We start from the raw sequence: 26,125 nt of genomic DNA on the forward strand, positions 1-26,125 counted from the left end.
CAACACCGCCGAACATCGTGTCGGCACCGCCACCGCCGAGCATCGTGTCGGCACCGCCACCGCCGCCGAGGAAGTCGTTACCCGCGCCACCCCCGAGCGTGTTGTCGAGCGTGTTGCCGCTGCCCGCAAAGTTGCCGCTACCRCCGAAAAACAGATTTTCGACGTCGGCACCCAGGGTGTAGCTCGCRAGCGAGGTCCAGACCGTGTCGCTGCCGGAACCGGCGAGCTCGGCCACCACGTCCCCAAGGTCGGTGACTTCGTAGACATCGTCGCCAACACCGCCGAACATCGTGTCGGCACCGCCACCGCCGAGTATCGTGTCGGCACCGCCGTTGCCGTTGAGGAAGTCGTTACCCGCGCCACCCACGATCGTGTTGGCGAGCGCGTTGCCGATGCCCGCAAAGTTGCCGCTGCCGCCGWAATACAGATTCTCGACGTTGGCACCCAGGGTGTAGCTCGCAAGCGAGGTCCAGACCGTGTCGATGCCGGCACCGGCGAGCTCGCTCACCACGTCCCCAAGCTCGGTGACTTCGTAGACATCGTTGCCGCCACCGCCGGCCATCGTGTCGGCACCTGCGCCACCGATGAGGACATCAACACCTGCACCGCCCACGAGCGTGTTGTCGAGCGCGTTGCCGGTGCCCGCGAAGGTGCCGCTGCCGCCGTTATTCAGATTTTCGACGTTGGCACCCAGGGTGTAACTCGCGAGCGAGGTCCAGACCGTGTCAATACCTTCACCGCCAAGCTCGGTCACCACGTCCCCAAGGTCGGTGACTTCGTAGATATCGTCGCCAACACCGCCGGTCATGGTGTCGGCACCCGAACCGCCGATGAGAATGTCATTGCCCGCGTCACCATTGAGGATGTCGTTGCCGCCCAAGGCGTTCAGGATGTCGTTGCCATCGCCTCCGCTGGCCACGTCGTCGCCTGCCGTGCCGGTCCATATGTCGGCACCGGCGGTACCGACAAACACATCACCGACCACTGTCGTTGCGGCAGAGGTGACCCGCTCAAGCGTGCCGAGGTCATCGGTGTAACTCGCGACGACACGCAGTTGCTGACCGACCTGCGCCTGGCCGGGCGTGAAGGTCGTGCCCGTCGCACCGGCGATGTCGGCAAAGATCGTACCGCTCCCCACCTGCCACTGACGGGTAATCACCGAGGTCGTGGTCCCATCGGGGTCGGTGAACGCATCCGTAGCGGTCAAGGCCGAGCCTTCCGTCGGGGTCGTATCGCTGATCAGCACCGTGCCAACCGGTAGGAGGTTGAAGGGGCTGCCGCCGAGCGGCGCAGTTGGCGCGGTCGGCGCCGAGAACACGCTTTCCAGCACGCCGTGGGCGTCCTGATAGACGGCCCTGACGCGCAGCAGCAGTCCCTCCTCAGCCGCGGTCACCGTGAAGGTCGGACCGGTCGCGGTTCCTAGTCCGCCTCCGAGCGCAATACCGATGTCGTCGAAGATACCGGTGCCCKGGTTTGTTTCGACCTGCCATACGAAGGCGATGGGACTGGTGATCGTACCTGCGCTAGCGACATTGTCCGCATCGCTGACGGTGTCGGCCAACACCGTCAACACTTGGCCAACGGCCGGCGTGCCATCGCTGATCCTCAGCAAGCCCACCGGCTCGGCGTTCAAGCCATTGACGAGAACCAGCGACTGATCGGCGAACTGCAGCCGCTCGATACTGCTGAGCCTGTCAGTACCGTCCCGACCAACGACGCTGTCGGTCACGGTGGTCGTGCCGTCGACGTTCGCGATGACGGTGTAGTCGGCCAGAAGGCCGGTGTACAGGGCCGTGTCGAAGGAGTGGCCAGGGTTAAGGGGGTCAGGCGCATCCGTCAGGATCTCACGGACGGCGACGAGTTGACCGGGGTTGTAAGTGCCGTTGAGCATGAGCGGCACCAACGGGACCATGCTGTCGAACGTTGCGATCTCCGGCCCGGTGCCATCAATGTTCTGCCGCACGCTGATACGTACGTTGAGCCACTTGTCACCGTCGACCAGGTCATCGCCACCACCACCTTCGATGATGTCGCTGCCGCCGCCGCCGAGGACGATGTTGCCGGCGCCGAACTGATCGTCTGCCGTGCCCACAATGCCGTCCGGGCCGGCTGCTGCGGTGCCGACGAACGAGCGCAGGCCGTTGACCAGGTCGAAGTTGGTGAGCACGCTGCCCTGAGCACCGGCAGCCGCGATCACGGTGGCATCAGCATCATCGCCACGCAGGATGTCGCTGAAGTGCGATCCCGTCAGACCTTCCACCAGCTGGAACCGAGCCACGGTTGCGGCCAACTCCGGCAGTGGCGGCGCGAGAGCGATCTCGGCGAGGCCCAGGTCGACGGACACGCCGAACGGGTCGTCCTTGAAGCCGGCCCAGTCGTAACCGGAGCCACCCAGGTAGCGGTCCCCCGCGCCGCCGTTGCCGAACATGATGTCGTCGCCACCTTCGGCCATGAATCTGTCGGGCCCGCCCGTGCCGGTGAAGATGTCGTTACCGCGTATCAGGTCGAGCCCGTTCGGGTCGAAATTGTCGCCGGGAGCACCATCGGCGGTTCCCTTCTCGATCCAGTCGTCACCTTCGTTACCCATCAGCTGTTCATCGGCCATGCTGCCCATGATGAAGTCGTCGCCCGCGCCACCGAAGACCTCCGAGGAGTCCTCACCGGTGACGACGAAGTCCTTGCCGAAGCCGCCGAGGTTCAGATTCACGCCGTTGCCACTGTGGATGACGTCGTTGCCGTCGCCGCCATGAATGGTGTCGTCGCCGCCCATGTCGGTGATGATGTCGTCGCCGTCGCCCCCGACGATGAAGTCGTTGCCGTAGCCACCTTCGAGGCGGTCATTGCCACCGTCGCCATAGAGCGTGTCGTCGCCGTCGCCAGAAACGAGCATGTCATTGGCGGCCGAGCCACCGAGCACCACATGGTCTTCGCCGGTGTACTGCAGGTAGTTGGTATCAGGGCCGACCGTCGCAGGGTTGTCCCGAATGACCAGCGGCGTGAGGAGGATGCCGCCGACAGGGTCGGCATTGCCCGGCAGGTTGTCGGCGGCCTCATTGACTAGCGTCAATGGATCGTCGACCAGTATGCCATCCGGCCCGGCAATCACGCTCTCGTTGAACTGCCTGGTCGGGTCGACCTCCAGGGTAAAGGCCGGAGTCAAGAACATGACGGCTGGGAGGTGGGTCGCATCGGTGTTGGCCATCACCAGTCTCGCGAACGAGTTGTTCTCCAACTCGGTGACGAAGTTAAGCCCCGCGTTGCGTTCCAGGTAGTAGAAGCGGTCGGCGTTCTGCAGCTTCTCCATCTGGTTCTCGAACACGAAGTTGAAGGTCGAGCCGAGCATGCCGCCAAACGGCATTTTTTCCTCGGCGAGGCCGCCGATCCAGAGGTCGATGTTGTCCAGACCGGTAATGGTGACGCCAGTCGGGCCACTCGCCCAGGCGCCGGTGCTATTGAGGAAGTCCAGCCGGTCCGCCGGCTCGCCGGCGCCGCCCAACACCAGGAGCGAGGCCGCGGCGCGCTTCCCGTCGAGCGTGGTGACGCTGGTAATGGAGGCGTGCGTGCCATAGGCGGCGATGAAGTTGATCAGCGATTCCGGGTGCTTCAGGTGTTGCACCAAATCGGCCCAGCTGATGTAGGGCTTCAGGTTGCTGTCGCCGCTCGCGGTGTAGAACTCACGACGCGCCTCGTTCAGGGTCGGAAGCCCGACATCACGGCCGCGCGCGATGTTAATGGCGGGCAGGTCGAGCGGCAGGCCCAGCAAGTTGTTGCGCACCGCTTCGGTGACGAACTCATCGATCTCGTTGCCGACCTGGCGCGTCAAGCCGCGGACGATGGCACCGGCCGCCTGCTCCGGTGTCGGGCCGCTGGCCGCAAACGCCAGCGGATTGAGGAAGGCCTGAATCAGGCCGATCTCGCTGGAGGCGAAGTTAGGGTCCAGCCGGTCGATGGTCTCGGTCAGCATCGAGTGGCCAAGGCGGTAGACCGCGTGCGCGAACTCGGCGACGATCGCCGGGTCGATCTCGGTTTGATAATTTTGGTGTTCGCCAAGGAACGGATCGATGTTCGGCTGAATGGTACGTGCGAACTCTTCGAACACCAGGTGCTGGTACTGCATCTCGGTACCGAATCTCGCCGCCTGGAACAGGCGCTCTCCGTTCCAGTGCAGGGCAGCGATCTCAGCCGCGGTTGTTGGCAACACCAACAATTGGGCATCAGGCATCAGCCACTGGTTCAGGAAGTTGACATCGTTGGAGGCGATGGCCACATCCTTGGTGTGCTGGACCAGACGGTTGTGCTCCGAGTGGAAAATCGCGTGGACGGTGGTCAGGCCGATGTTCTCGTTGACCCGGCCGTCGCCGGCGATGTAGTGCGCGTCAAGCAGTTCGTTGTCGTAGAAGCCTGCGGCCACCGGGCCGCCGGCAACGAGGTCGGCATCGGCCGTCAGTGGCGCACCGGTCTGGCTGTCCACCGGAACGGCGTTGTGGGCGATATCGATGAGGAACTGGTGGCCGGTGCGCACGGCATTGACCAGGCTGATCGGCGCAGCAGGATTACCCTCGACGAGAACATCATCGGCGGTATCAGCAATACCATCCGCGCCCCTCATCATGACCATCGGGAAGCCGTTCGGGCCCTTGATGAAATTGCCGTAGGCGTCGGTGGCGAGCAGCGGCACGTTGTCGAAGTCGGCATCGGTAAGATTAATGCCAAGCAGATCGCGCGCCTGCGCCTTCACCACTTTCCAGGTAGCCATCCCACCGATTTCGACGTCATCCGCAGTGCCGAACAGGCCATCGCCGCCCAGGTCACGATTGGTGATCAGCCTGCCGGTCGCCACCGGATCGCCGGCGGCATTGAACTCGTAGGCGCGCAGGAACACCTGGTGCGAAGGGTGCGAGGTGTAGGTCTGGTTCTGGTCGACGAACGGCGTGGTGGTGTTTGAAGCCTCGTGGATGTCGTCGGCGGTGCCGAGGATGCCATCAGGTCCGGGCAGGTTGGTGGCCCGCGTCATCACCATGAAGTTGGTCGGGCTGCCCGCAACGAACAGCGGATCGTCCGGCTGCAGCGGGATGAACACCGTGCCGCTACCGCCCTTGGTCACCAGGTCGAGGCCGTGGTCGAAGAACTGACCGAAGAAGGTCATCCAGGTATTGAATGGTGCGGACAGGCCCGCGTCCGGCGCCTCGTTAGGCATGAAAAATGTCTGGAACGTCGTGCCGTCGGTACGGGTACCAGTAACCACCTGCGCACCGTCCTTCAAGACATCGTCAACCGTGCCGAGGATGCCATCCGGACCCGGATCGAACGTGGCCGCGACAGCTGCCGGGTTGTTGGCGGTGTTGTCGGCGATCAGATTGCTGATGGTGCGAGGCTGCGAGTCGGTCACCAGGCCGCTGGTCTGGGCGTAAGAGGTGCCCGCCTCCGCCGTATCGAACTGCGCCGGAACCAGTCGCGGGAAGACCGTGTCGGCTGCACCGAACTCGTTCTGACCCGCCACCAGGTTATTGAACGACCCGTCGACCGTGCGCAGGCCCAAAGGCAACCGTGCATTCGGCAGCATGCTGAGGAGATCCTCACCGGCTGCATTCCTTTCCGAGATCAGAATCTGGTCGAGAATGAACTGCAGATCGGCCCGGATATAGTGCACACCGGTGCTGGCGACCGGAGTCTCGACCGGCAGCGGGGCTGCCGGTGGCGGAGCAACGCCGGCTACGACCGCTGCGGTTGGAGCAGAGAACGCAGTCTCAAGCACACCATTTTGATCCTTGTAGACGGCCCTGACGCGCAATTCCAGCCCGGCGAGATCCGGGGTCACCCTGAAGGTCGGCCCGGTTATGTGCGCCAATGCTGCGCCCCCGACCGCAACACGGGTGATGTCCTGAAAGACGCCCGTACCCGGGACTGCTTCGAACTGCCAGTAGAAGGCGATCGGTCCGGTGATGGCTCCGCCGGCGTTGTCGGCATCGGTCACGCCGGCAGCCGATACCCTCAGCAGTTGACCCGTGGTCGGCGTAGCGTCCGGGGTGTTGCTGGCAGCATCGAGTATGGTCAGCAAGCCCAGCGGGTCGTTGTTGAGCCCGACCCCGCCTGGCAGGGTGAGCGACTGATCGTTGAACTGCAGCCGCTCGATATTGGTCAGGCGGTCGGTGCCGTCGCGCCCGACGACGCTGTCGGCCACGGTGGTCACGCCGCCCACAGTGGTGACGGTATAGTCGAGCCGGTTGCCAGTGAACAAGGCCGTGTCAAAGGCGGGGGCATCCGTCAGGACCTCGCGGACGATGACCAACTGACCGGGGTTGAAGGTGCCATCGAGCATGAACGGGATCATGGGCTCCATGCTGTCGAAGGTGGCAATCTCCGGCCCGGTTCCGTCAAGGTTCTGGCGCACGCTGATGCGCACATTCAGCCACATATCGCCGTCGATCAGGTCGTCACCGCCGCGGCCTTCGATGATGTCGCTGCCACCACCGCCGAGGAGGATGTTGCCCGCGCCGAACTGATCGTCTGCCGTGCCCAGGATACCGTCCGGGCCGGCTGCAGCCGCGCCAAGAAACGCCCGCAGACCATTGACGAGGTCAATATTGGTGAGCACGCTGCCTGGGACACCGGCAGTGGCGATCGCGACCGCGTCGGCATCATCGCCGGTCAGCATGTCGCTGAACGCCGACCCCGACAGACCTTCCACCTGGGCGAACTTGGCTTGCACGCCTGCAACTGAAGGCGACAGGGCCGATTGTTCGAAGGTGATGCGGCTCATGTCCACAGTCACGCCGTAAGGATCATCCTTGTAGGTGGTCCAGTCGAAACCGGACATGCCCAACATCTTGTCCTTGGACTCACTGCCGATGAAGATGTCATCGCCGCCTTCACCGATCATTTCATCGAAGCCGCCGTCACCGCTGAAGACGTCGTTGCCGCCGGTCAACTCTGCCAGCAAAGCCAGTGGCAGGTTACCGGCGAAATTGTCGCCGGGGGCGCCGTCCTGGGTCCCGACCTCGATCCAGTCGTCGCCATCGCCGCCCATCATTTGTCCGTTCAGCCGGCTGCCGAGCATGAAGTCATCGCCGGCGCCGCCGAAGACCTCCGAAAAATCCTCGCCGGTGACGATGAATTCGTTGCCGTCACCGCCGAGGATGATATTGATGCCGTTGCCGCCGTGGATGACGTCGTTGCCGGCCCCGCCGTGGATGACGTCGTCGCCGCCCATGTCGGTGATGATGTCGTCGCCATCGCCACCCTCGATCTCGTCATTGCCGTAGCCGCCTTCGAGGCGATCATTACCGGCGTCGCCCCAGAGCGTGTCGTCGCCGTCGCCAGAGACGAGAATGTCATTGCCGGCGGTGCCGCCGAGCACCACATGGTCTTCGCCGGTGTACTGCAGGTAGTTGGTATCGGGACCGACCGTGTTGGGGTTGTCGCGGATAACCAGCGGCGTGATCACGACGCCGTTGATGATGATGCCGCCAGTGGGATCGGCATTGCCGGGCAGGTCGTCGACGGTGCCCAGTATGCCGTCCGGACCGGCAATCACGCTCCGGTTGAACTGCCTGGCGGGGTCGACCTCGAGAGTAAAGGTCGGGGTCGAGAAGATCAGGCCCGGGAGATGGGTCGCGTCGGTGTTGAGCATCACCATCTTGGCGAACGAATTGTTCTCGAGCTCGCTCAGGAAGTTGAGTCCCTGGGTGCGGTGCAGGTAGTAGAGCCGGTCGCCGTTTTGCAGCTTCTCGAGCTGATCCTCGAAGACGAAGTTGAAGGTCGAGCCGAGCATGCCGCCGAACGGCATTTTTTCCTCGGCCAGGCCGCCGATCCAGAAGTCGATGGCATCAACGCCGGTAATGGTTGCCCCATTTGCCAGGTTGGCATAGACGCCGGTGCTGTTGAGGAAGTCCAGGCGATCCGCCGGCTCACCGACGCCGCCCAACACCAGGAGCGTGGCCGCTGCGCGTTTCGCGTCGAGCGTGGTGGCGCTGGTAATGGAGGCGTGCGTGCCGTAGGCGGCGATGAAGTTGATCAGCGATTCCGGGTGCTTCAGGTGTTGCACCAAATCGACCCAGCTGGTGTAGGGCTTCAGCTGGCTGTCGCCGGTGCCGGCGTAGAATTCACGGCGCGCCGCGTTCAAGGACGGGATGCCGGTATCGCGGCCGCGCGCGATGTTGAGGGCGGGCAGGTCGAGCGGCAGGCCCAGCAAGTTGTTGCGCACCGCTTCGGTGACGAACTCATCGATCTCGTTGCCGACCTGGCGCGTCAAGCCGCGGACGATGGCGCCGGCCGCCTGTTCCGGGGTCGGGCCGCTGGTCGCAAACGCCAGCGGGTTGAGGAAGGCCTGAATCAGGCCGATCTCGCTGGAGACGAAGTTGGGGTCCAGCCGGTCAATGGTCTCGGTCAGCATCGAGTGGCCGAAGCGAAAGACCGTGTGCGCGAACTCGGCGACGATCGACGGATTGATTGTGTCATCGAAGTCAAGGAAGGCATCGACTTGCGGTTGAATGGTGCGCGCGAACTCTTCGAACACCAGGTGCTGATACTGCATCTCGGTGCCGAATTTCGCCGCCTGGAACAGGCGCTCACCGTTCCAGTTCAAGGTCGACAGATCAGCAGGAACAGCCGTGACGGGCGTCAGCAGCCACTGGTTCAGGAACGTCAGGTCGCCGGCGGCCGTTGAGGCGATGACCGTGTCCTTGGTCTGCTGGACCAGCCGGTTGTGCTCGGAGTGGAAGATGGAGTGGACGGTGGTCAGGCCGATGTTCTCGTTGACCCGGCCGTCGCCGGCGATGTAGTGCGCGTCAAGCAGTTCGTTGTCGTAGAAGCCTGCGGCCACCGGGCCGCCGGCAACGAGGTCGGCATCGGCCGACAGTGGCGCACCGGTCTGGCTGTCCACCGGGCTGGCATTGTGCGCGATGTCGATGAGGAACTGGTGACCGGTGCGGATCGCCAGCGATGCGTCGATCGGCGCCAGCGGATTGCCCTCGACCAGGCCGGTCGCGGTCACGATCTGCGCAAAGCCGTTCGCCCCCCGAATGAAGTTGCCGTACGCGTCGGTCGCCAACAGCGGCAGGTCGAGGACGTCGAGATCGTCGAGATCAATGCCAAGCATGTCGCGCGCCTGCGCCTTCACCACTTTCCAGGTGGCCATCCCGCCGATTTCGACATCGTCGGCAGTACCGAACAGGCCATCGGCGCCCAGGTCACGATTGGTAATCAGCTTGCCGGTCGCCACCGGCTTGCCGGCGGCATCGAGTTCATAGGCGCGCAGGAACACCTGGTGCGAGGGATGCGAGCTGTAGGTCTGGTTCTGATCGACGAATGGTGTGGTGGTGTTTGAAGCCTCGTGGATGTCGTCGGCGGTGCCGAGGATGCCATCGGGCCCGGGCAAGTTGGCGGCCCGCGTCAACACCATGAAGTTGGTCGGGCTGCCCGCAACGAACAGCGGATCGTCCGGCTGCAGCGGGATGAACACCGTGCCGCTGCCGCCCTTGGTCACCAGGTCGAGGCCGTGGTCGAAGAACTGACCGAAGAAGGTCATCCACGAGTTGAACGGCGCGGACAGGCCCGCGTCCGGCGCCACGTTAGGCATGAAAAAGGTCTGGAAAGTCGTGCCGTCGGTACGGGTTCCAGTAACGACCTGCGCACCGGCCTTCAAGACATCGTCAACCGTGCCGAGGATGCCATCCAGACCGGGATCGAACGCGGCCGCGACCGCCGCCGGGTTATTGGCGGTATTGTCGACGATCAGGTTGCTGATGGTGCGTGGCTGCGAGTCGATCACCAGGCCGCTGGTCTGGGTGTAAGAGGTGCCCGCCTCAGCCGGGCGGAAGGCTGGAGTGGTCAAGCGCGGGAAAATGTTGTCGGCTGCGCCGAACTCGCTCTGACCCAGTCTCAGGTTGTTAAACGTCCCGTCGACCGTGCGCAGACCGAAAGCAAATTCCGGATTCGGTATCAGGCTGGCGAGTGACTGGCCGGCAGTATTCGCTTCAGCGATGAAAATCTGCTGGAGAATGAACTCCAGGTCCGATTTGTTGAAATTGGCCATTTTGGATTGCCCTCGATCTGTCTGGGTAAAGGCGCGGGACGAGAAAACCCTCCCGCGCCAAGTCAAGTGCTGGCTTGCGCAGTTTGTTGGTCATGTTTTTTTTGCGAGAGCTCTGGCGTTACCCGGGACCCGGGATACGCGCCTGGAATTCGCGAAATGAATTGCTCGCCGGGCGATCAGGCAGAGCGGATTCGAGCCATGGGGGGGCCATGGAATCTGGAAGTGAAGACGAACGTCCTGGACAGCTCCTTCCCTGCGCAAAAGCACGAAATGATCGACATGACTCTGCTCCTCTCAGGAGAATCACCGCGCCTTGCGTTGCCAAAACGATGGCAAGCTTCAGGCGGGCGCCCCCCCCGATAACTAAGACTAAAGTTCCATAGCAAATCTTTGTCAATATTACGTCGTTAAAACGGACGACCGGTGCTTGAGCCATACAACTAGCTGTTTTTAAAAGACATATAGGAAGTTGAGTGCAGGTATAGAGCGAAATGTTATTTCTAACTGTTTCAACGCCACCTACGCTGCTGCATAAGGGAGCAACGCAGCGATTTCGGAAGACTCGCCATCCATAGAGCGACCAGCCTGCGTGTCCATAAGCTGTTTACGGGACTACATTTACTGTTACCTGTTGCGCCTCAAGGGCAACCGGCTTTTCGAAGTGGGAGGATCAACATGCCCAAGCAGTCGAGCATCCGTTCCGAACTGGCCGACGCGCTCTTTCGTATGCGTCGCAGTTTTTACTTGCTGGCAGGGTTCAGCGGCGTCATAAACGTCATGATGTTGACTCCAGCCGTTTATATGCTGCAGGTCTATGATCGAGCCCTGGTCAGTCGCAACGTCACGACGCTGGCGATGTTGACTGTCCTGGTGGTAGGTCTGTTCTTGCTCATGTCCACGCTGGAAATGGTCCGCACCCGCGTACTGATCCGGGTCGGCAACTGCCTCGACATGGACCTCAACCGACGTATTTTCACCGCGGCATTCGAGCGCAACCTGAGCCGCGCCGGAGGTAATCCGGCCCAGGCCCTGCAAGATCTCGCCCAGGTTCGTCAGTTCGTCACCGGCAACTCCCTGTTCGCTTTCTTCGATGCACCGTGGACGCCGATCTACCTGCTGGTCGCCTACCTGATCCACCCACTGCTCGGACTGCTCACACTGATCGGCTCGCTGATTCTGATGGGCCTGGCCTATCTCACTGAAAAGGCGACGCAGAAGCCGCTGGCCGAAGCCAATCAGGCCGCCATGTCCTCCGCCCTATACGCCAACAACAACCTGCGCAATGCCGAGGTCATCGAGGCCATGGGCATGCTGCCGTCGATCAGCAAGCGCTGGTTCCAAAGCCATTTGCGCATTCTGGAAATGCAGACCATGGCCTCCGACCGCGCCGCCTTGATCAGCAGCACCGGGCGCTTCGTGCGTATCACCTTGCAGTCGCTGATCCTCGGCGCCGGCGCGCTGCTGGCGATCGAAGGCAAGATCACCCCGGGGATGATGATTGCCTGCTCGATCCTCACCGGCCGCGCACTGGGCCCGGTGGAACAGGTGATCGCGTCGTGGAAGCAACTGCTCGGTTGCCGTTCGGCCTGGGGCCGGCTCAACGAGATGCTGCACGACTATCCGCTCCGGCCACCGAGCATGTCGCTGCAGCGGCCAATGGGCATGCTGGCGGTGGAGAATGTGTATGCCGGTGCCCCCGGCACCAACAACACGATTCTGCGCGGGGTGGGCTTCAGCCTTGTCCCCGGCGAAAGCCTTGGCATCATCGGTCCATCCGCCTCGGGCAAATCCACCCTCGCCCGCTTGCTGGTTGGCGTCTGGCCGGCACAGGCCGGCAAGGTGCGCCTGGACGGCGCGGACATTTTCACCTGGAACAAGGGCGAACTTGGCCCCTGGCTCGGCTACCTGCCACAGGACGTGGAGCTGTTCGAGGGCAACATCGCTGACAATATTGCGCGCTTTGGCGAAGTGGACAGCGAAGCGGTCATCCGCGCCGCCAAGAGCACTGGCGTGCACGAGATGATCCTGCGTTTTCCGCAGGGTTATGACACCCGTCTGGGCACCGATGGCAGCCCGCTTTCCGGTGGCCAGAAGCAACGCATCGCCTTGGCTCGCGCGCTGTATGGCGAACCCAATCTGATCGTGCTGGATGAGCCGAACGCCAACCTCGACGATGTCGGTGAAAAGGCCTTGGTCGATGCACTGGCCGAACTCAAGGGCCGCGGCGCCACCGTCATTCTGATTTCCCACCGTCCCAACGTACTCTGCGCCGTCGATAAGGTGCTGATGATGCGCGACGGCGGCGTGCAGATGCTTGGCACGCGAGATGAAGTATTCGCAGCGCTGCGCAAGGCCAGTGTGATGCCTGCTGGCGCGTCGACCCCTCTGGCCTCCGTCAAAGCGCGGGAGTGACCGATCATGCAAATGAGCCAACACACCGAGATGATCAAAGCCGATACCAGGAGCATGGTAGATCTGGACGTCGGTAAACCCGCGCGATGGGGCGTGTGGCTGGTGCTCGCCGGCTTCGGCGGCTTCCTCCTGTGGTCCTGGCTGGCGCCACTGGATGCCGGCGTGGTCGCGACAGGCACGGTCAAAGTCACCAACAATCGCAAAGCCGTGCAGCATCTCACCGGCGGTACCGTGGACGCCATTCTCGTTCGCGAAGGCGATGTGGTGAAAAAAGGTCAGGAGGTGGTCCGTCTCGATTCGTTGCATGCCGTTTCCGAACAGGGTGCGGTCAGCGCCCAGTACATCGTCAGCAAGACGGTGGAAAACCGCCTGGAAGCGGAACGTGACGGCCGCGATGTAGTGAACTTCGACCCCGAGTTGCTCAAGCGCTTCGGGGATGACCAGCGCCTGGCGGCCGCCATGGACTTGCAACAGCGTCTGCTGGACACCCGGCGCGCCGGTCTCGCTGGTGAAATCAGCATACTGCAGGAGAACCTGGCGGCGTCGGCGGTGCAGCTCAAGGGCCTGCAGCAGGTCTATAGCGCCCGCGCCTCGCAGATCAGCTTCCTCAACCAGGAACTGCAAGGCACCCGCGTGCTCACGGCCGAAGGCTATGTGCCGCGCAACCGCCTGCTTGAGCTGGAACGCAGCAATGCCGACCTCTCCGCCGGCCAGGCCGAGAACCTCAACAACATCGCCCGCGTGCGTAGCCAGACCACTGAAATCAAGTTGCGCATCCTGCAGCGCCAGCACGATTACCTGAAGGAAGTCGAATCGCAACTGACCGACACCGCCAAGGAAAACACCACCCTGGCCGACCGCTTGCGCGCGCTGGACTATGAAGTGACCCACACAGTGATTCGTTCGCCGATCGATGGCATGGTCCAGGGCCTGAGCATTGCCACCGTTGGCGGGGTCATTCAGCCTGGCTTCAAGATCATGGAAATCGTTCCGGTCAACGAGCCGCTGCAGGTCGACGCAATGATTCCCGTGCAGGCCATCGACAAGATGGTCCCGGGCCTGCCCGTGGACATTTCCTTCCCGGCCTTCAACCATGCCAGGACGCCAAACATCCCCGGCCGCGTGAAGACCATCTCCGCCGACCGTCTGATGGACGAGGAAAGTAAGCAACCGTTCTATCTGGCTCAGGTGGAGGTCACGCCCGATGGCATGGGCCTGCTTGGCAGCAACCACATTCGCCCCGGCATGCCCGCCAGCGTCACCATAAAAACCGGCGAACGCAACATGATCAGCTATCTTCTTAAACCAATGCTTGATCGTGTGGACAGCTCATTCAAGGAACAATGAGATGGAACGTCGTTGCCTGTTCTTCTGCCTGCTGGGGCTGTCCCTGCCGGCTGGTGCCATGGACCTCAAACAAGCCTGGGATCTGTTGCAATTCCAGGGCCCTATCTACCAGGCCTCCGTGCATGAAAAAGAGGCTGGCCAGGAAAACCGCGCCATCGGCAAGGCCGGCCTGCTACCGCAGATCAATGCCTCGGGCTACCACAACAAGGTCAATGGCTCCCAAAGCCAGAGCGGCATCGACAGAGATCTCCATTACGACTCCAAGGGCGCTAACGTGCGCCTGCGCCAGCCACTGTTCAACAAACAGAAGATGGCCGAGTACCGCCAGGGTCAGCAGCGTGCCGACTACAGCATCGCGGTGTTCGATGCCAAGACCCAGGACGCCGCGGTGCGCTTGTCCGAAAGCTATTTCGATGTGCTCCTGGCCAGCGAAACCATCGTCCTGGCCAAGTCCAAGCTGACCGCCTTCGAAGAGCAACTCGCTTCGGCGAAGCGGCGCATGGAGCTGGGGGCCGGCACCGTCACCGACATCGACGAGTCGGCCGCCCGCCGCGACCTTGCCGAAGCCGAACTGATCGAAGCGCAGGACAACCTGATCAACGCGCGCGCCAAGCTTGAGGAATACATCGGTGAAACCCCCGAGTCACTGACCACCTTGCGCCCGAGCTTCGATACACCACCGCTGCTACCGAGCAACCTGCAGGACTGGTTGGTCAAAGCCCAGACCGACAGCCCGCTGATCCATGCGCGCCGTTACAGCAGCGACCTCGCAGCAGAAGAAGTGAATCGTGCCCGGGCTGGCCACTGGCCAACACTGGATTTCATTGCCGGCTACACCGCGGGTGAGAGCCAGTCGCTCTCCGAATTGAATCAACGCAACCACTACGGCTCAATCGGGCTGGAAGTCAATATCCCACTGTACAGCGGTGGCGGAGTCAGCGCGTTGACACGCCAGGCCAGTGCCAATAGCGATAAGGCTATGGACGAACTCGACGCCGCGCGACAGGAAGTCATCACCGAAACCACCCGTGAGTATCAAGGCATACTGAGCGGCGCCAAACGCATTCGCGCGCTGGAGAAGGCAGTGGAGTCCAACGAACGCTCACTGGCATCGTCACGCAAGGGCTTCAAAGAGGGCGGCACCAGCACCAACTCGGACGTCCTCAATGCCGAAGAGCTGCTCTTCGTTGCGCGCCACGATCTGTTCGAGGCCAAGATACGCTATTTGATGTCGCGCCTGCGCCTGGCCTCTTCAGTGGGCAGCCTGGGCGACGACGATATCAACCAGATCAACGAATACCTCGGCCCGGAACTGCTGGTCACCAACTAACGTTCACCTGCCGGCCGGTCTAGCCAAAAGATGGCTGACCGGCGCACCCCCTCCCCGTCAATTCCCCTCGCGTTTAGCCCGGTCATTCATTACCGGATCTCGAAGCAGATAGGCAGCCGACCGCGAAAAAACCGTCAGCGTTGAAATTTGCCCACTAAGCCGTTGATTCCCTTTATGCTCGATCCGATTCCAAATGAAAAGCCACGCCCAGCTCCAGGCTGTAAACTGTGTCCCCATGCGCAAACTTTTGTACCTGACATTTTCCATGGCGTTGCTCGCCGCCCTCACGACCTACGCGATGTGGGCCGCGGACCGGCCGGTGGGTCATTACCTTTCGGACCTGCGGATCAACCTGGCTGTCGACCAGGGCACGCCTGCGAACCGTGGCAATCTCTTGGGCATCCAGCCCGAACTGTTTCCTACCGATTATCAAAGCCCCGAGCGCTTGCACCGCAAGCTCGCGGCCTATCTGCAAGCAGCCCGGGACCAGGGTTTGTTGAACGGCAAGACCGTCGTCGTGTTGCCGGAACACATCGGTACCTGGCTGATGGTCAGCGGCGAGAAGGATGAGTTGTATCAGGCCAGCACCCTCAAGGAGGCCATGAACTGGCTGGCGGTGAGCAATCCCCTGAAGTTCGCCAAGGCATTGATCAGCGCCGAGGGTGGCAACCGTCTGGACGATGCCCACCTGCGCATGAAAGCCAAGGCGATGGCCAGGGACTACCAGGCATTGTTCGGAGGGCTGGCCAGGGAGTTCCACGTGACGCTGGTGGCGGGCTCCATCGTGCTGCCCGAACCGAGCATCATCGACGGCACCTTGAAAATCGGCCGCGGCGCGCTGTACAACAGCAGCGTGGTGTTCAACAGCGAAGGCCTGCCGATTGGCCAGCCCCAGCGCCAGATGCATCCGTTCTTCGCAGAACAGAGCGGGATCAAGGCGAACCGCGAGCACTCGCTCAACGTCGTTGATACCCCCACAGGAAGGCTGGGCGTATTGATCGGCCACGACAGCTGGTACCCGGAAAACTACCTCAAGCTCAACGACCAAAGCGTAAAGCTGGTTGCAGTACCGGCCTTTGTGGCCGGCCGTGGCACCTGGGATCAACCGTGGCGCGGCTACAGGGGTTTGCCGGAGCCGGCCTCGGTCAATTTGAAGCCAGGAGAAGTCAGTGAAGGCCAGGCCTGGCAGCGCCTGACCCTCACTACCCGGATACCGGCCAGTCAGGCTGTCGCTGGCATGAGTGTGTTCCTGCGGGGTCAGTTCTGGGATCAGGGCAGCGCCGGGCAGAGCTTCCTCAGCAGCAACGGCCAGCATTTTGCCGACGGCAACGCCCTGGGTGCGCGCTTGCTGAACCTCTGGCTGTAAACCATGAAACCGCAGCCGATGCGCCTCGGCGATCTGTCGGTGGGCTTTGTTCATAGCCTGGCCGATGCCGTGCGCAGTCATGGTATCGATCCGCAGCCACTGCTCGATCAATACGGCCTCGATGCAGCGCGCCTGAGCGAAGCGGGTGCCCGGCTGTCGATACCGCGCTACATGCGCCTGGGCCACAGCGCCATTGCGCTGACCGACAACCCGGCCCTTGGCTTGCGCATGGGTCAGCTCAGTCGCCTGAGCCAGATCGGCCTCGCAGGGGTCACCGCCGCCCAGGCGCCGACCGTACGTGAAGCCGCGCGCTGCCTGATTCGGTTCGAAGCCTTGTATGGTTCGAACTATCGGGGTCAATCAAGCTTTCACGAAGACGCCCAGGGCGCCTGGCTGCGTTTCTATTCGATCAGCCCCTATAACGCCTACAACCGCTTCGTGGTGGATTCGATCATCGCCGGCTGGTTGCAGCAATTGTCCAGCGTCAGCCCTGCCCCGCTGCGCGCCGAACGCATCGAGATCGAATTCGAAGAGCCCGGTTACCGCGCGGCCTATGACGTTTTGGGTGACTGTCCGATTCAGTTTGGCGGCGAACGCAATCAACTGCGCTTGAGCCTGGCAAGTCTCGCCCAGCGCAACCCCGAGCATTGCCCGAGCACCTGGCGGCATTTGCTGCAACTGTGTGAGCGGGAACTGGAACAACTGACGCGCACCCGCAGCCTGCGTGAACGGATCATCGCGCTGCTGGGACCCTTGCTCAATGGTGGCCGGGAGCCCGACTTGCAAGAGGTGGCGGCACGCCTGAAGCTGCCCACCTGGACCTTGCGCCGCAAGCTCGCCGATGAAGGCACACAATTTCGTGCGATTCTCAACGACACCCGTCGCGACCTGGCCATGACTTACATACGCGACACCGAACTGGCGTTCGGAGAGATCGCCTACCTGCTGGGCTTTGCCTCAGCCGAAGCGTTTCAACGTGCGTTCAAACGCTGGAACGGGCAGACACCCGGCGAGTTTCGCCGCAGCCATAGAAAAACAGCCTGAAATTTCTAGCTGCAAGCGACAAGTTGGAGCTTTAGAGCTCAGTGGCGTCTTCTGCGGGCTCCGGCGGGTCCAGTTCGAACGCCTGGTACTCGAGCAGCTCTTCTTGATAATCGTCCATTTTTGAATCTCCCGAACCGTATTGAAAAACGTCTGAATAAATGACCAATGCCTTGAGCATAAAGTGCCCGCGTGAAAGAAAAATGACGCGGGCACGACACTCCGTCTCTACTGAATAAAACGTAGCAACTGGTCAGGAATTTATCATGGTTTTTTTTCACGGAAGGCCGCAGAACAGCGGACTTGCTTGATGCGGGTCAATCTTTTGGCTGATCACAGGATCGGGTCATCTGATCCGACCCTGTGGTGTCACCCTCACTGGCCGGAGACAGGCATCGCCGGAATGGGCTCGCTCGGCGGCGGCAAGTCACTCGGGTTCGCCGGTGGCGTGACGATTTCCGGGGACGGTGCAGGCGCTACACTCTCGGTCGGCGTGATCGGCGCCGCTGCAGGCGGTGGCGCGACCGGTTCAGAGGCCGTAGGAGCGGGTGCCGGGGTCGCCGGGGCTGGCTCTGCGGTCGGCGCAGTGGTCGCGGCGGGCGCCAGGGGAGCCGGTGCTACCTTGGCTTCAGGCACGCCCAGGTCTGTTTTCGGCTTTTCGGTGATGTGCGCAGCCTTTTTCGCTTCCGGCGGCAGGAACAGTTCGACCAGTGCGAAGAAACGCTCGTAGAACTTGGCAGACGATACGGTTTCGCTGGCCACCTTGACCATCGAATCGTCCGATGAACCGATCGGCATCGATACCGAGCCCAGTACCCCCACACCGAGACTGGCGGAGTTGTTGGTTTTCTTCAGCGCGTAACGATCCTGCAGGGCGTTGGCGAATACGGTCGCGTGGTGCCCTTCGCTACCGTCATCGGCGCACACCACACTGAAACTGATCTCCATGTGGTTCTCGCCGGTCTGCTGGAAGCTCTTGTGGCCACTGACCAGTTTCGGATCGTTGCTGGTGATGATGTAACCCTGACTCAACAAGGCGCGGCGGGCCGCTTCGCAACTCTGGGTATCGGTGACCGGGTAATTACGGGAAAAGGTTCCGGAATCGTCGAAGTTCTCATGCTCGTAGATGGCGGCCTTGTTCGAAGAACAACCGGCCGCTACGGCCAGTACGGCAGCCACGCCGACAATCCGCATGGGAAATGATTTAAACATTGAACATCCTGAGGAAAACGGTTCGGGGCGTATTGTGCAACAGATCGATGCTTAGCGGAGCATCGATTGTGTCTTAAAACGGTTACAGGCTGATTGACCCCGGTTTTGCGCAAAAGTCACCGCAGCAAATGACGTACGGCAAAACAAAAAGACCCCGGCTTTTCGGCCGGGGTCTCCTGTGCAGCACTAAACCTGGTCAGGCATCAGTAACGCTTGATGTCCGCCTGGCTTTCCAGCTGCTTGCGATAAGCCGCAAAGTCTTGCTGGCCGATGCGGGAAGCGAGGTAGCGACGATACTGTGCTTTCTCTTCTTCGGTCGGCGCCGCTGCTTCGTTCACGCCATTGAGACGCACGATCATCAGACTGCCATCAGTCAGCGTCACGCTGGTGAAGGTCGGCTTGTCCTTGGCCGCGGGCTTCGCCATGCGGAACAGCGCCTGCAGCACGGCAGGGTCGACCCCTTCCTGAGCGCGAGTCGCCGCTTCGGTGACTTTCCAGGCCTGGCCGTCGATCGCCTTATCCAGCGGGGTCTTGCCGTCGCGCAGGCTTGCAATCAAGGCTTCAGCCTTGGTCTTGGCATCGGCGCTGGCGTGTTCCTTGGCCAATTGCACACGGATCGCAGCAGAAACGCTTTCCAGCGGCAGCTGTGAAGGCTTCAAATGCTCCTTGGCACGCAACACGACCACGGTTTCCGGATCGAGCTCGATGGCGGTGCTGTTCGCGCCTTCATCCAGGACTTCCGGGCTGAACGCCGCAGTGATCACGGCACGGTTGGCTGCAATACCCTCACCGCCTTCACGGCCGAACGGCTTGGACGTTTGGACGGTCAGTTTCAGGTCCTGCGCTGGCTGAGCCAGATCGGACGCTTCGAACGAGGCGTCTTCCAGTTGCTTGCTCGCCTCAACGAAGCGCTGCTCGACCTGCTGGGTTTTCAGAGCGCGGGTCAGCTTGTCTTTCAGGCTGGCGAAGGTTGGCACTTCAGGTGCTTCCACACCCAACAGCTTGATCAGGTGGAAACCGAAGTCGGTGCGAACCGGCCCCGACACCTGGTCCTTGGCCAACGAATACAGGGCTTTTTCGAACGCCGGGTCGTAGACGCCAGGACCTGCATAACCCAGGTCACCGCCGTTGTTCGCCGAACCCGGATCCTGGGAGAACTCCTTGGCCAGTGCCTCGAACTGCTCACCCTTGGCCAGACGGGCCTGGATCTCTTCGATTTTCGCCTTGGCTTGCGCCTCGGTGGTCTTGTCGTTCACTTCAATCAGAATGTGCGCAGCCCGGCGTTGCTCGGACAGGTTCGCGATTTCTTTCTGATAGGCCGCTTGCAGGTCTTCGTCGTTGACGCTGACCTGATCGAAGAAGGAAGCCTTCTTCAACTCGAGGTAATCGATGATCACCTGGTCCGGCGTCATGAATTCCTTGGCGTGTTCGTCGTAATAGGCCTTGACCTCTTCGTCGGTCAGCTTCACAGCCGCCGGGTCAGCCTTGATGCTCAGCGAAGCGAAATCGCGGGTCTGTTTTTCCAGACGGGCAAACGCGAGCACCTGCGCATCGGTCACGAAACCGCTACCTGCCAGACCGGCACGCAGCTGACCAATCAGCATTTCCTGAGCCAGCATCTGGCGGAATTGCATGCGGGTATAGCCGAGTTGGCGAATCACCTGGTCGAAACGCTCGGAGCTGAACTTGCCGTCAACCTGAAATTCTGGTGTTTGCAGGATGACCTGATCAAGTGCCGCCTCGGAAAAAGCGAATTTCGATTTTTCGGCGCCTTGCAGCAGCAGTTTGCGATCGATCAGGCCCTTGAGAGCCGATTCGCGCAACATTTTTTCATCCAGCAAGGAAGCATCGAAATCCTTGCCCAGCTGTTGCATGAGCTGACGGCGTTGCATATCGACCGCCTGGCTCAGCTCGTTCTGGCTGATTTCATCGCCGTTGACCTTGGCCGCATCATTACTGTGCGACGTGGCCTTGAAAATGGCGTCGAAACCGGTCAAGGCCATCAGAACAACGATGACCCCGATAATAGTCTTGGCAATCCAGCCTTGTGAATTGTCCCTGATATTCTGCAGCATGCGTCCCCCAGAAACGGTTGAACTTCAAAATTAGGCAACCGTGGAGCGTGGGTAGAATCCGGATAGAAGAAAGGCGCATCCGAGGATGCGCCTTCTCGTAACTGGCGGAGCGGATCGAGGGCTCGAACTGGCGACCCTCGGTGTCTTGAACCGGCGACCTGCAGTCAGGACTGCCGCTCCGCTGCCAAGTCAGGCATGACCCCGACCCGGATGGGTAAAAACCTGAATCGAACTTAGTTGACAGCTTCTTTCAGTGCTTTACCGGCTTTGAAACCTGGTTTTTTGGCTGCTGCGATTTCCAGCGTCTTACCGGTCTGTGGGTTACGACCAATGCGAGCTGGACGATCAGTTACGGAGAAAGTACCGAAACCAACCAGAACAACAGAGTCGCCAGCCTTGAGAGCGCCAGTGACGGATTCGATTACAGCGTCCAGCGCACGGCCAGCAGCAGCTTTCGGGATATCAGCGGATGCAGCGATAGCATCAATCAGTTCCGACTTGTTCACTCTAAGTCCCCTTATATCTATTTGAGTATGATTCTAAGTTTTTTTGGTGAAAGCAAAAACGAGTGCTGAATGGCCTACAGACACTTAAGAGCCGCTTTATAACAAGGGCTCTAAAAAGCTGTCAAGAAAGCCCCCCAGGCAAATACGTACTAATGCGTGCTAATTCTTTCCTTAGAATCTGCGTCGCGCTTCTCATCCTTCGCGACTATCTCCGGAGCCACGTCCGGCAAGGGCTCCGGCGCGTATTGCAACGCAATTTGCAGGACCTCGTCAATCCATTTAACCGGTTTAATCTGTAGATCCTGCTTGATATTGTCCGGAATCTCTTTGAGATCGCGCACATTTTCTTCAGGAATGATCACGGTCTTGATTCCGCCACGATGGGCAGCCAGCAGTTTTTCTTTCAAGCCGCCAATGGCCAGCACCTGACCACGCAAAGTGATTTCGCCGGTCATGGCGACATCCGCGCGTACCGGAATGCCGGTCAATGCCGACACCAGGGCCGTGCACATGCCTACACCGGCGCTAGGACCGTCTTTCGGAGTTGCCCCTTCCGGCATGTGGATGTGCGTGTCGCGCTTCTCATGGAAGTCCAGGGGAATGCCCAGGCTCTTCGCCCGGCTGCGAACAACAGTCAACGCAGCGGTGATCGACTCGACCATCACGTCACCCAGAGAGCCGGTCTTGATCAACTGGCCCTTGCCCGGCACCACAGCGGCTTCGATGGTCAGCAGTTCGCCGCCCACCTGAGTCCATGCCAGCCCGGTCACCTGGCCGATCTGATCCTGCTGCTCAGCCAGGCCGTAGCGGAATTTGCGCACGCCCAGGAAGTGCTCCAGCATGTCTGCGGTGACCTTCACCGAGAAGCGTTTTTCCAGCGCATGCTCCTTGACGGCCTTGCGGCAAACCTTGGCAATCTGCCGCTCAAGCCCACGCACACCGGCTTCGCGGGTGTAGTAGCGGATGATGTCGCGGATCGCTTCGGCGTCGAATTCCAGCTCGCCTTTTTTCAAGCCGTTGGCAGTGATCTGCTTAGGCGAAAGGTACTTCACGGCGATATTGATCTTCTCGTCTTCGGTGTAGCCCGGCAGACGGATCACTTCCATCCGGTCCAGCAACGCCGGCGGGATGTTCATCGAGTTCGAGGTGCACAGGAACATCACATCGGACAGGTCGTAATCGACTTCCAGATAGTGATCGTTGAAGTTGTGGTTCTGCTCGGGATCAAGCACCTCCAGCAACGCCGATGCCGGATCGCCACGCATGTCGCTGCCCATTTTGTCGATTTCATCGAGCAGGAACAGCGGGTTGCGGACACCCACCTTTGTCATCTTTTGAATCAATCTTCCTGGCATCGAACCGATGTAAGTACGGCGATGGCCACGAATTTCCGCTTCATCACGTACACCACCGAGGGCCATGCGCACGAATTTGCGGTTGGTAGCGTGAGCGATCGACTCCGCAAGGGACGTTTTACCCACCCCGGGAGGACCCACCAGGCACAACACCGGACCACGAATTTTCTTCACGCGTTTTTGCACGGCGAGGTATTCGAGGATGCGTTCCTTGACTTCTTCCAGGCCGTAGTGGTCGGCATCCAGAATGTCTTCTGCACGCGCCAGGTCCAGGCGTACCTTGCTCTGGGCCTTCCACGGCACCTGAACCAGCCAGTCGATGTACGAACGCACCACGGTCGCTTCCGCGGACATTGGCGACATTTGCTTGAGCTTGTTCAGTTCGGCCGTCGCCTTGGCCAGGGCATCTTTCGGCAGACCGGCGGCATCGATACGCTTTTTCAGGTCTTCGACTTCATTGTGACCTTCGTCACTGTCGCCGAGCTCTTTCTGAATGGCCTTCATCTGCTCATTCAGGTAGTACTCGCGCTGACTGCGCTCCATTTGCTTTTTGACGCGGCCGCGAATGCGTTTTTCGACTTGCAGCAGATCGATCTCGGCATCCAGCAACGCAAGAACGTGCTCGACCCGGGCCGACAGATCGATGATTTCGAGGATTTCCTGCTTCTGTTCGATCTTCAGGGCCATGTGCGCGGCCATGGTGTCCACCAGGCGGCCTGGCTCGTCGATGCTGTTGAGCGATGACAGGACTTCAGCCGGGACTTTCTTGCCCAACTGCACATATTGTTCGAACTGCGACAGCAGGCTGCGAACGAACACTTCCGACTCGCGCTCTGGCGCGTCGACTTCGTCGATCAGGGAGACTTCGGCACGGCAGTGGCCGTCCACTTCGCTGAAGCGCTCCACGGCACCCCGCTGCTCACCTTCGACCAGAACCTTGACCGTTCCGTCAGGCAGCTTCAGCAGCTGCAGAACAGTGGCAATTGTACCGACGCGATACAGGGCATCTTCACCGGGATCGTCATCAGCCGGGTTTCTCTGGGCTAGCAGAAGAATCTGCTTGTCACCCGTCATCGCGGCCTCGAGGGCTTCGATGGATTTCTCGCGCCCCACGAACAGCGGGATAACCATGTGCGGATAAACCACGACATCACGCAATGGCAGGAGAGGCAATTCGATGGTTGTCTTCATGATTTCGCCTCTACGGCGGCCGTAAGGCCGTAAACAGATGGAAGTAAGCTTGAAACCAAGATGGGGGCTGCCTTGAAAAAAAACAAGCGCAAAGACAGTGTTAAAACGCACTAAAAGAAAAGGGGCCCGAAGGCCCCTTCTTTATTCAAGCTGCGTGACGCTTAAGCGTCTGGCGCGGCCTTGGCGGTCGGCTCACTGTTTTCGTAGATATACAGTGGCTTGGACTTGCCTTCTATCACGCTTTCATCGATCACTACTTTACTCACCTCGGATTGCGAGGGGATTTCATACATAGTGTCGAGCAATACACCTTCGAGAATCGAACGCAGGCCACGGGCACCGGTTTTACGCTCCAGGGCACGCTTGGCGACCGATTTCAGAGCGTCGGAACGGAATTCCAGATCAACGCCTTCCATCTCGAACAGCTTGGCATACTGCTTGGTCAGAGCATTTTTCGGCTCGGTGAGGATCTGCATCAACGCAGCCTCGTCAAGCTCGTCCAGCGTGGCAAGTACCGGCAGACGACCGACGAACTCCGGGATCAGACCGAACTTGACCAGATCGTCAGGTTCGACTTCACGCAGGGACTCGCCCACCTTCTTGCCTTCTTCCTTGCTTCGTACTTCCGCATTAAAGCCAATGCCACCCTTGGTGGAACGGTTTTGAATAACCTTTTCCAGACCGGAGAACGCACCGCCGCAGATGAACAGGATGTTACGGGTGTCGACCTGCAGGAATTCCTGCTGCGGATGCTTGCGACCACCTTGAGGCGGAACGGAAGCGACCGTGCCCTCGATCAACTTGAGCAGGGCCTGCTGCACGCCTTCACCGGAAACGTCCCGGGTGATCGACGGGTTGTCGGATTTGCGCGAAATCTTGTCGATTTCATCGATGTAGACGATACCCATCTGGGCTTTTTCTACGTCGTAATCGCATTTCTGCAGCAGCTTCTGAATGATGTTCTCGACATCTTCACCCACGTAACCCGCCTCGGTGAGGGTGGTTGCGTCGGCGATGGTGAACGGAACGTTCAGCAAGCGGGCCAGTGTTTCGGCAAGCAGGGTTTTACCCGAGCCTGTCGGGCCGATCAGCAGGATGTTGCTCTTGCCGAGTTCGACGTCGTCATTCTTTTTGTCACGCTGATTCAGGCGCTTGTAGTGGTTGTACACCGCTACGGCCAGAACCTTTTTCGCACGCTCCTGACCAATCACATACTGATCAAGGATGCCGCTGATTTCTTTAGGCGAAGGCAATTTATGCGCGCTGCTTTCGGCCTGTGCTTCCTGCACCTCCTCGCGGATGATGTCATTGCACAGGTCGACGCACTCGTCGCAGATAAAGACCGAGGGGCCGGCAATCAATTTGCGTACTTCATGCTGGCTTTTGCCACAGAAGGAGCAATAGAGCAGCTTGCCGTTGTCCTCGCCGTTGCGGGTGTCAGTCATTCGTTCGATCCAAATCCGATAGGCTTGCAACACAAGATGAAGGCTATTGCGGGCTTTTTCAAGCCCGCAGGTGATCGGACCCGCCGACCAACCCTATTTTGAGCTGCTTATTTTAAGCGGGGCGCTGGGTGATCACTTCATCGATCAACCCGTACTCACGCGCAGCTTCTGCACTCATGAAATTGTCGCGGTTGGTATCGCGCTCGATTTCTTCAAGAGTGCGCCCGCTATGCTTGGCCATCAGCGTGTTGAGGCGCTCACGGATAAAGAGGATTTCCTTGGCATGGATTTCGATATCCGACGCCTGGCCCTGGAAACCGCCCAGTGGCTGGTGAATCATCACACGCGAGTTCGGCAGGCAGTAACGCTTGCCAGGAGCACCGGCCGTCAGCAGGAACGCGCCCATGCTGCACGCCTGACCGATACAGGTGGTCGCCACGTTGGGCTTGATGAACTGCATGGTGTCGTAGATCGACATGCCTGCCGTCACCGAACCACCCGGGGAGTTGATGTAGAGATGGATGTCCTTGTCCGGGTTCTCCGCTTCAAGGAACAGCAGTTGCGCACAGATCAGGTTGGCCATGTAATCTTCTACCGGGCCAACCAGAAAGATCACTCGCTCCTTGAGCAGGCGCGAGTAAATGTCGTAGGCGCGCTCGCCGCGAGCGGACTGCTCGACAACCATCGGGACCAGGCCGCCTGCGGCCTGGATATCAGAGTTCTGCTGAATATACGAATTACGGAACATGCTCTGCAGTCACTCCCAAATAGTTATGTCTTGAATACGCATAAGCCAGCTCGAAGGCTGGCTT

The 26,125-nt window shown here is 60.5% G+C and carries 13 protein-coding genes; 5 read left to right on the top strand and 8 right to left on the bottom strand.

The genetic code is table 11. The features are described 5' to 3' along the window. Positions 1 to 10,033: peroxidase family protein (locus AB4Z35_RS24180; RefSeq protein WP_442099849.1), on the bottom strand; the 10,033-nt coding region annotated here is incomplete at its 3' end. Between the two features lie 675 nt (positions 10,034 to 10,708). On the opposite strand from AB4Z35_RS24180, the gene AB4Z35_RS24185 reads away from it, so the two are divergent. From AB4Z35_RS24185 to AB4Z35_RS24205, 5 genes are all read left to right on the top strand, one after another. Then, positions 10,709 to 12,445 (top strand): type I secretion system permease/ATPase, encoded by a 1,737-nt coding sequence (locus AB4Z35_RS24185; RefSeq protein ID WP_442099850.1) that lies wholly within the window; start codon positions 10,709 to 10,711, stop codon positions 12,443 to 12,445. Positions 12,446 to 12,451: 6 nt separating this feature from the next. After that, positions 12,452 to 13,792 (top strand): HlyD family type I secretion periplasmic adaptor subunit, encoded by a 1,341-nt coding sequence (locus tag AB4Z35_RS24190; protein ID WP_442099851.1) that lies wholly within the window; start codon positions 12,452 to 12,454, stop codon positions 13,790 to 13,792. A 1-nt stretch (position 13,793) separates the two neighbouring features. Continuing rightward, positions 13,794 to 15,122 (top strand): TolC family outer membrane protein, encoded by a 1,329-nt coding sequence (locus tag AB4Z35_RS24195; protein WP_442099853.1) that lies wholly within the window; start codon positions 13,794 to 13,796, stop codon positions 15,120 to 15,122. 235 nt (positions 15,123 to 15,357) lie between these two features. Then, on the top strand, positions 15,358 to 16,488 hold the full coding sequence (locus AB4Z35_RS24200; protein WP_442099854.1) for a carbon-nitrogen hydrolase family protein: 1,131 nt from the start codon (positions 15,358 to 15,360) through the stop codon (positions 16,486 to 16,488). A gap of 3 nt (positions 16,489 to 16,491) precedes the next feature. Beyond that, complete coding sequence (locus AB4Z35_RS24205) at positions 16,492 to 17,532, top strand: AraC family transcriptional regulator (protein ID WP_442099855.1); 1,041 nt, start codon at positions 16,492 to 16,494, stop codon at positions 17,530 to 17,532. 31 nt (positions 17,533 to 17,563) lie between these two features. Here the strand turns inward: AB4Z35_RS24205 and AB4Z35_RS24210 are convergent, their stop codons facing one another. From AB4Z35_RS24210 to clpP, 7 genes are all read right to left on the bottom strand, one after another. Beyond that, a complete protein-coding gene (locus AB4Z35_RS24210) occupies positions 17,564 to 17,710 on the bottom strand; it encodes a hypothetical protein (RefSeq protein ID WP_177323284.1) in 147 nt (48 codons plus the stop codon). Between the two features lie 194 nt (positions 17,711 to 17,904). Then, a complete protein-coding gene (locus AB4Z35_RS24215; RefSeq protein ID WP_442099856.1) occupies positions 17,905 to 18,741 on the bottom strand; it encodes a DUF2242 domain-containing protein in 837 nt (278 codons plus the stop codon). Positions 18,742 to 18,944: 203 nt separating this feature from the next. Beyond that, a complete protein-coding gene (locus AB4Z35_RS24220) occupies positions 18,945 to 20,816 on the bottom strand; it encodes a SurA N-terminal domain-containing protein (RefSeq protein WP_008001577.1) in 1,872 nt (623 codons plus the stop codon). Positions 20,817 to 21,049: 233 nt separating this feature from the next. Then, positions 21,050 to 21,322: an HU family DNA-binding protein gene (locus AB4Z35_RS24225; protein ID WP_002552737.1), complete on the bottom strand. Its 273-nt coding sequence runs from the start codon at positions 21,320 to 21,322 to the stop codon at positions 21,050 to 21,052. Positions 21,323 to 21,471: 149 nt separating this feature from the next. Beyond that, positions 21,472 to 23,868 (bottom strand): endopeptidase La, encoded by a 2,397-nt coding sequence (lon, locus tag AB4Z35_RS24230; RefSeq protein ID WP_103395411.1) that lies wholly within the window; start codon positions 23,866 to 23,868, stop codon positions 21,472 to 21,474. A 161-nt stretch (positions 23,869 to 24,029) separates the two neighbouring features. After that, complete coding sequence (clpX, locus tag AB4Z35_RS24235) at positions 24,030 to 25,313, bottom strand: ATP-dependent Clp protease ATP-binding subunit ClpX (RefSeq protein ID WP_007982210.1); 1,284 nt, start codon at positions 25,311 to 25,313, stop codon at positions 24,030 to 24,032. Between the two features lie 112 nt (positions 25,314 to 25,425). Next, the gene (gene clpP / locus AB4Z35_RS24240; protein ID WP_277530142.1) at positions 25,426 to 26,061 is read right to left on the bottom strand and encodes an ATP-dependent Clp endopeptidase proteolytic subunit ClpP; all 636 of its coding nucleotides are present in this window, start codon (positions 26,059 to 26,061) and stop codon (positions 25,426 to 25,428) included. Between the last annotated feature and the right edge of the window lie 64 nt (positions 26,062 to 26,125).

It is taken from the genome of Pseudomonas sp. KB_15 (assembly GCF_052114525.1).
Lineage (GTDB): Bacteria > Pseudomonadota > Gammaproteobacteria > Pseudomonadales > Pseudomonadaceae > Aquipseudomonas.

What these genes read in the sequence shown, in the direction of transcription:
- clpP (WP_277530142.1), bottom strand. Translation starts at nt 26,061, where the DNA reads ATGTTCCGTAATTCGTATATTCAGCAGAACTCTGATATCCAGGCCGCA.
- clpX (WP_007982210.1), bottom strand. Translation starts at nt 25,313, where the DNA reads ATGACTGACACCCGCAACGGCGAGGACAACGGCAAGCTGCTCTATTGC.
- AB4Z35_RS24220 (WP_008001577.1), bottom strand. Translation starts at nt 20,816, where the DNA reads ATGCTGCAGAATATCAGGGACAATTCACAAGGCTGGATTGCCAAGACT.
- AB4Z35_RS24210 (WP_177323284.1), bottom strand. Translation starts at nt 17,710, where the DNA reads ATGCTCAAGGCATTGGTCATTTATTCAGACGTTTTTCAATACGGTTCG.
- AB4Z35_RS24200 (WP_442099854.1), top strand. Translation starts at nt 15,358, where the DNA reads ATGCGCAAACTTTTGTACCTGACATTTTCCATGGCGTTGCTCGCCGCC.
- lon (WP_103395411.1), bottom strand. Translation starts at nt 23,868, where the DNA reads ATGAAGACAACCATCGAATTGCCTCTCCTGCCATTGCGTGATGTCGTG.
- AB4Z35_RS24185 (WP_442099850.1), top strand. Translation starts at nt 10,709, where the DNA reads ATGCCCAAGCAGTCGAGCATCCGTTCCGAACTGGCCGACGCGCTCTTT.
- AB4Z35_RS24205 (WP_442099855.1), top strand. Translation starts at nt 16,492, where the DNA reads ATGAAACCGCAGCCGATGCGCCTCGGCGATCTGTCGGTGGGCTTTGTT.
- AB4Z35_RS24190 (WP_442099851.1), top strand. Translation starts at nt 12,452, where the DNA reads ATGCAAATGAGCCAACACACCGAGATGATCAAAGCCGATACCAGGAGC.
- AB4Z35_RS24195 (WP_442099853.1), top strand. Translation starts at nt 13,794, where the DNA reads ATGGAACGTCGTTGCCTGTTCTTCTGCCTGCTGGGGCTGTCCCTGCCG.
- AB4Z35_RS24215 (WP_442099856.1), bottom strand. Translation starts at nt 18,741, where the DNA reads ATGTTTAAATCATTTCCCATGCGGATTGTCGGCGTGGCTGCCGTACTG.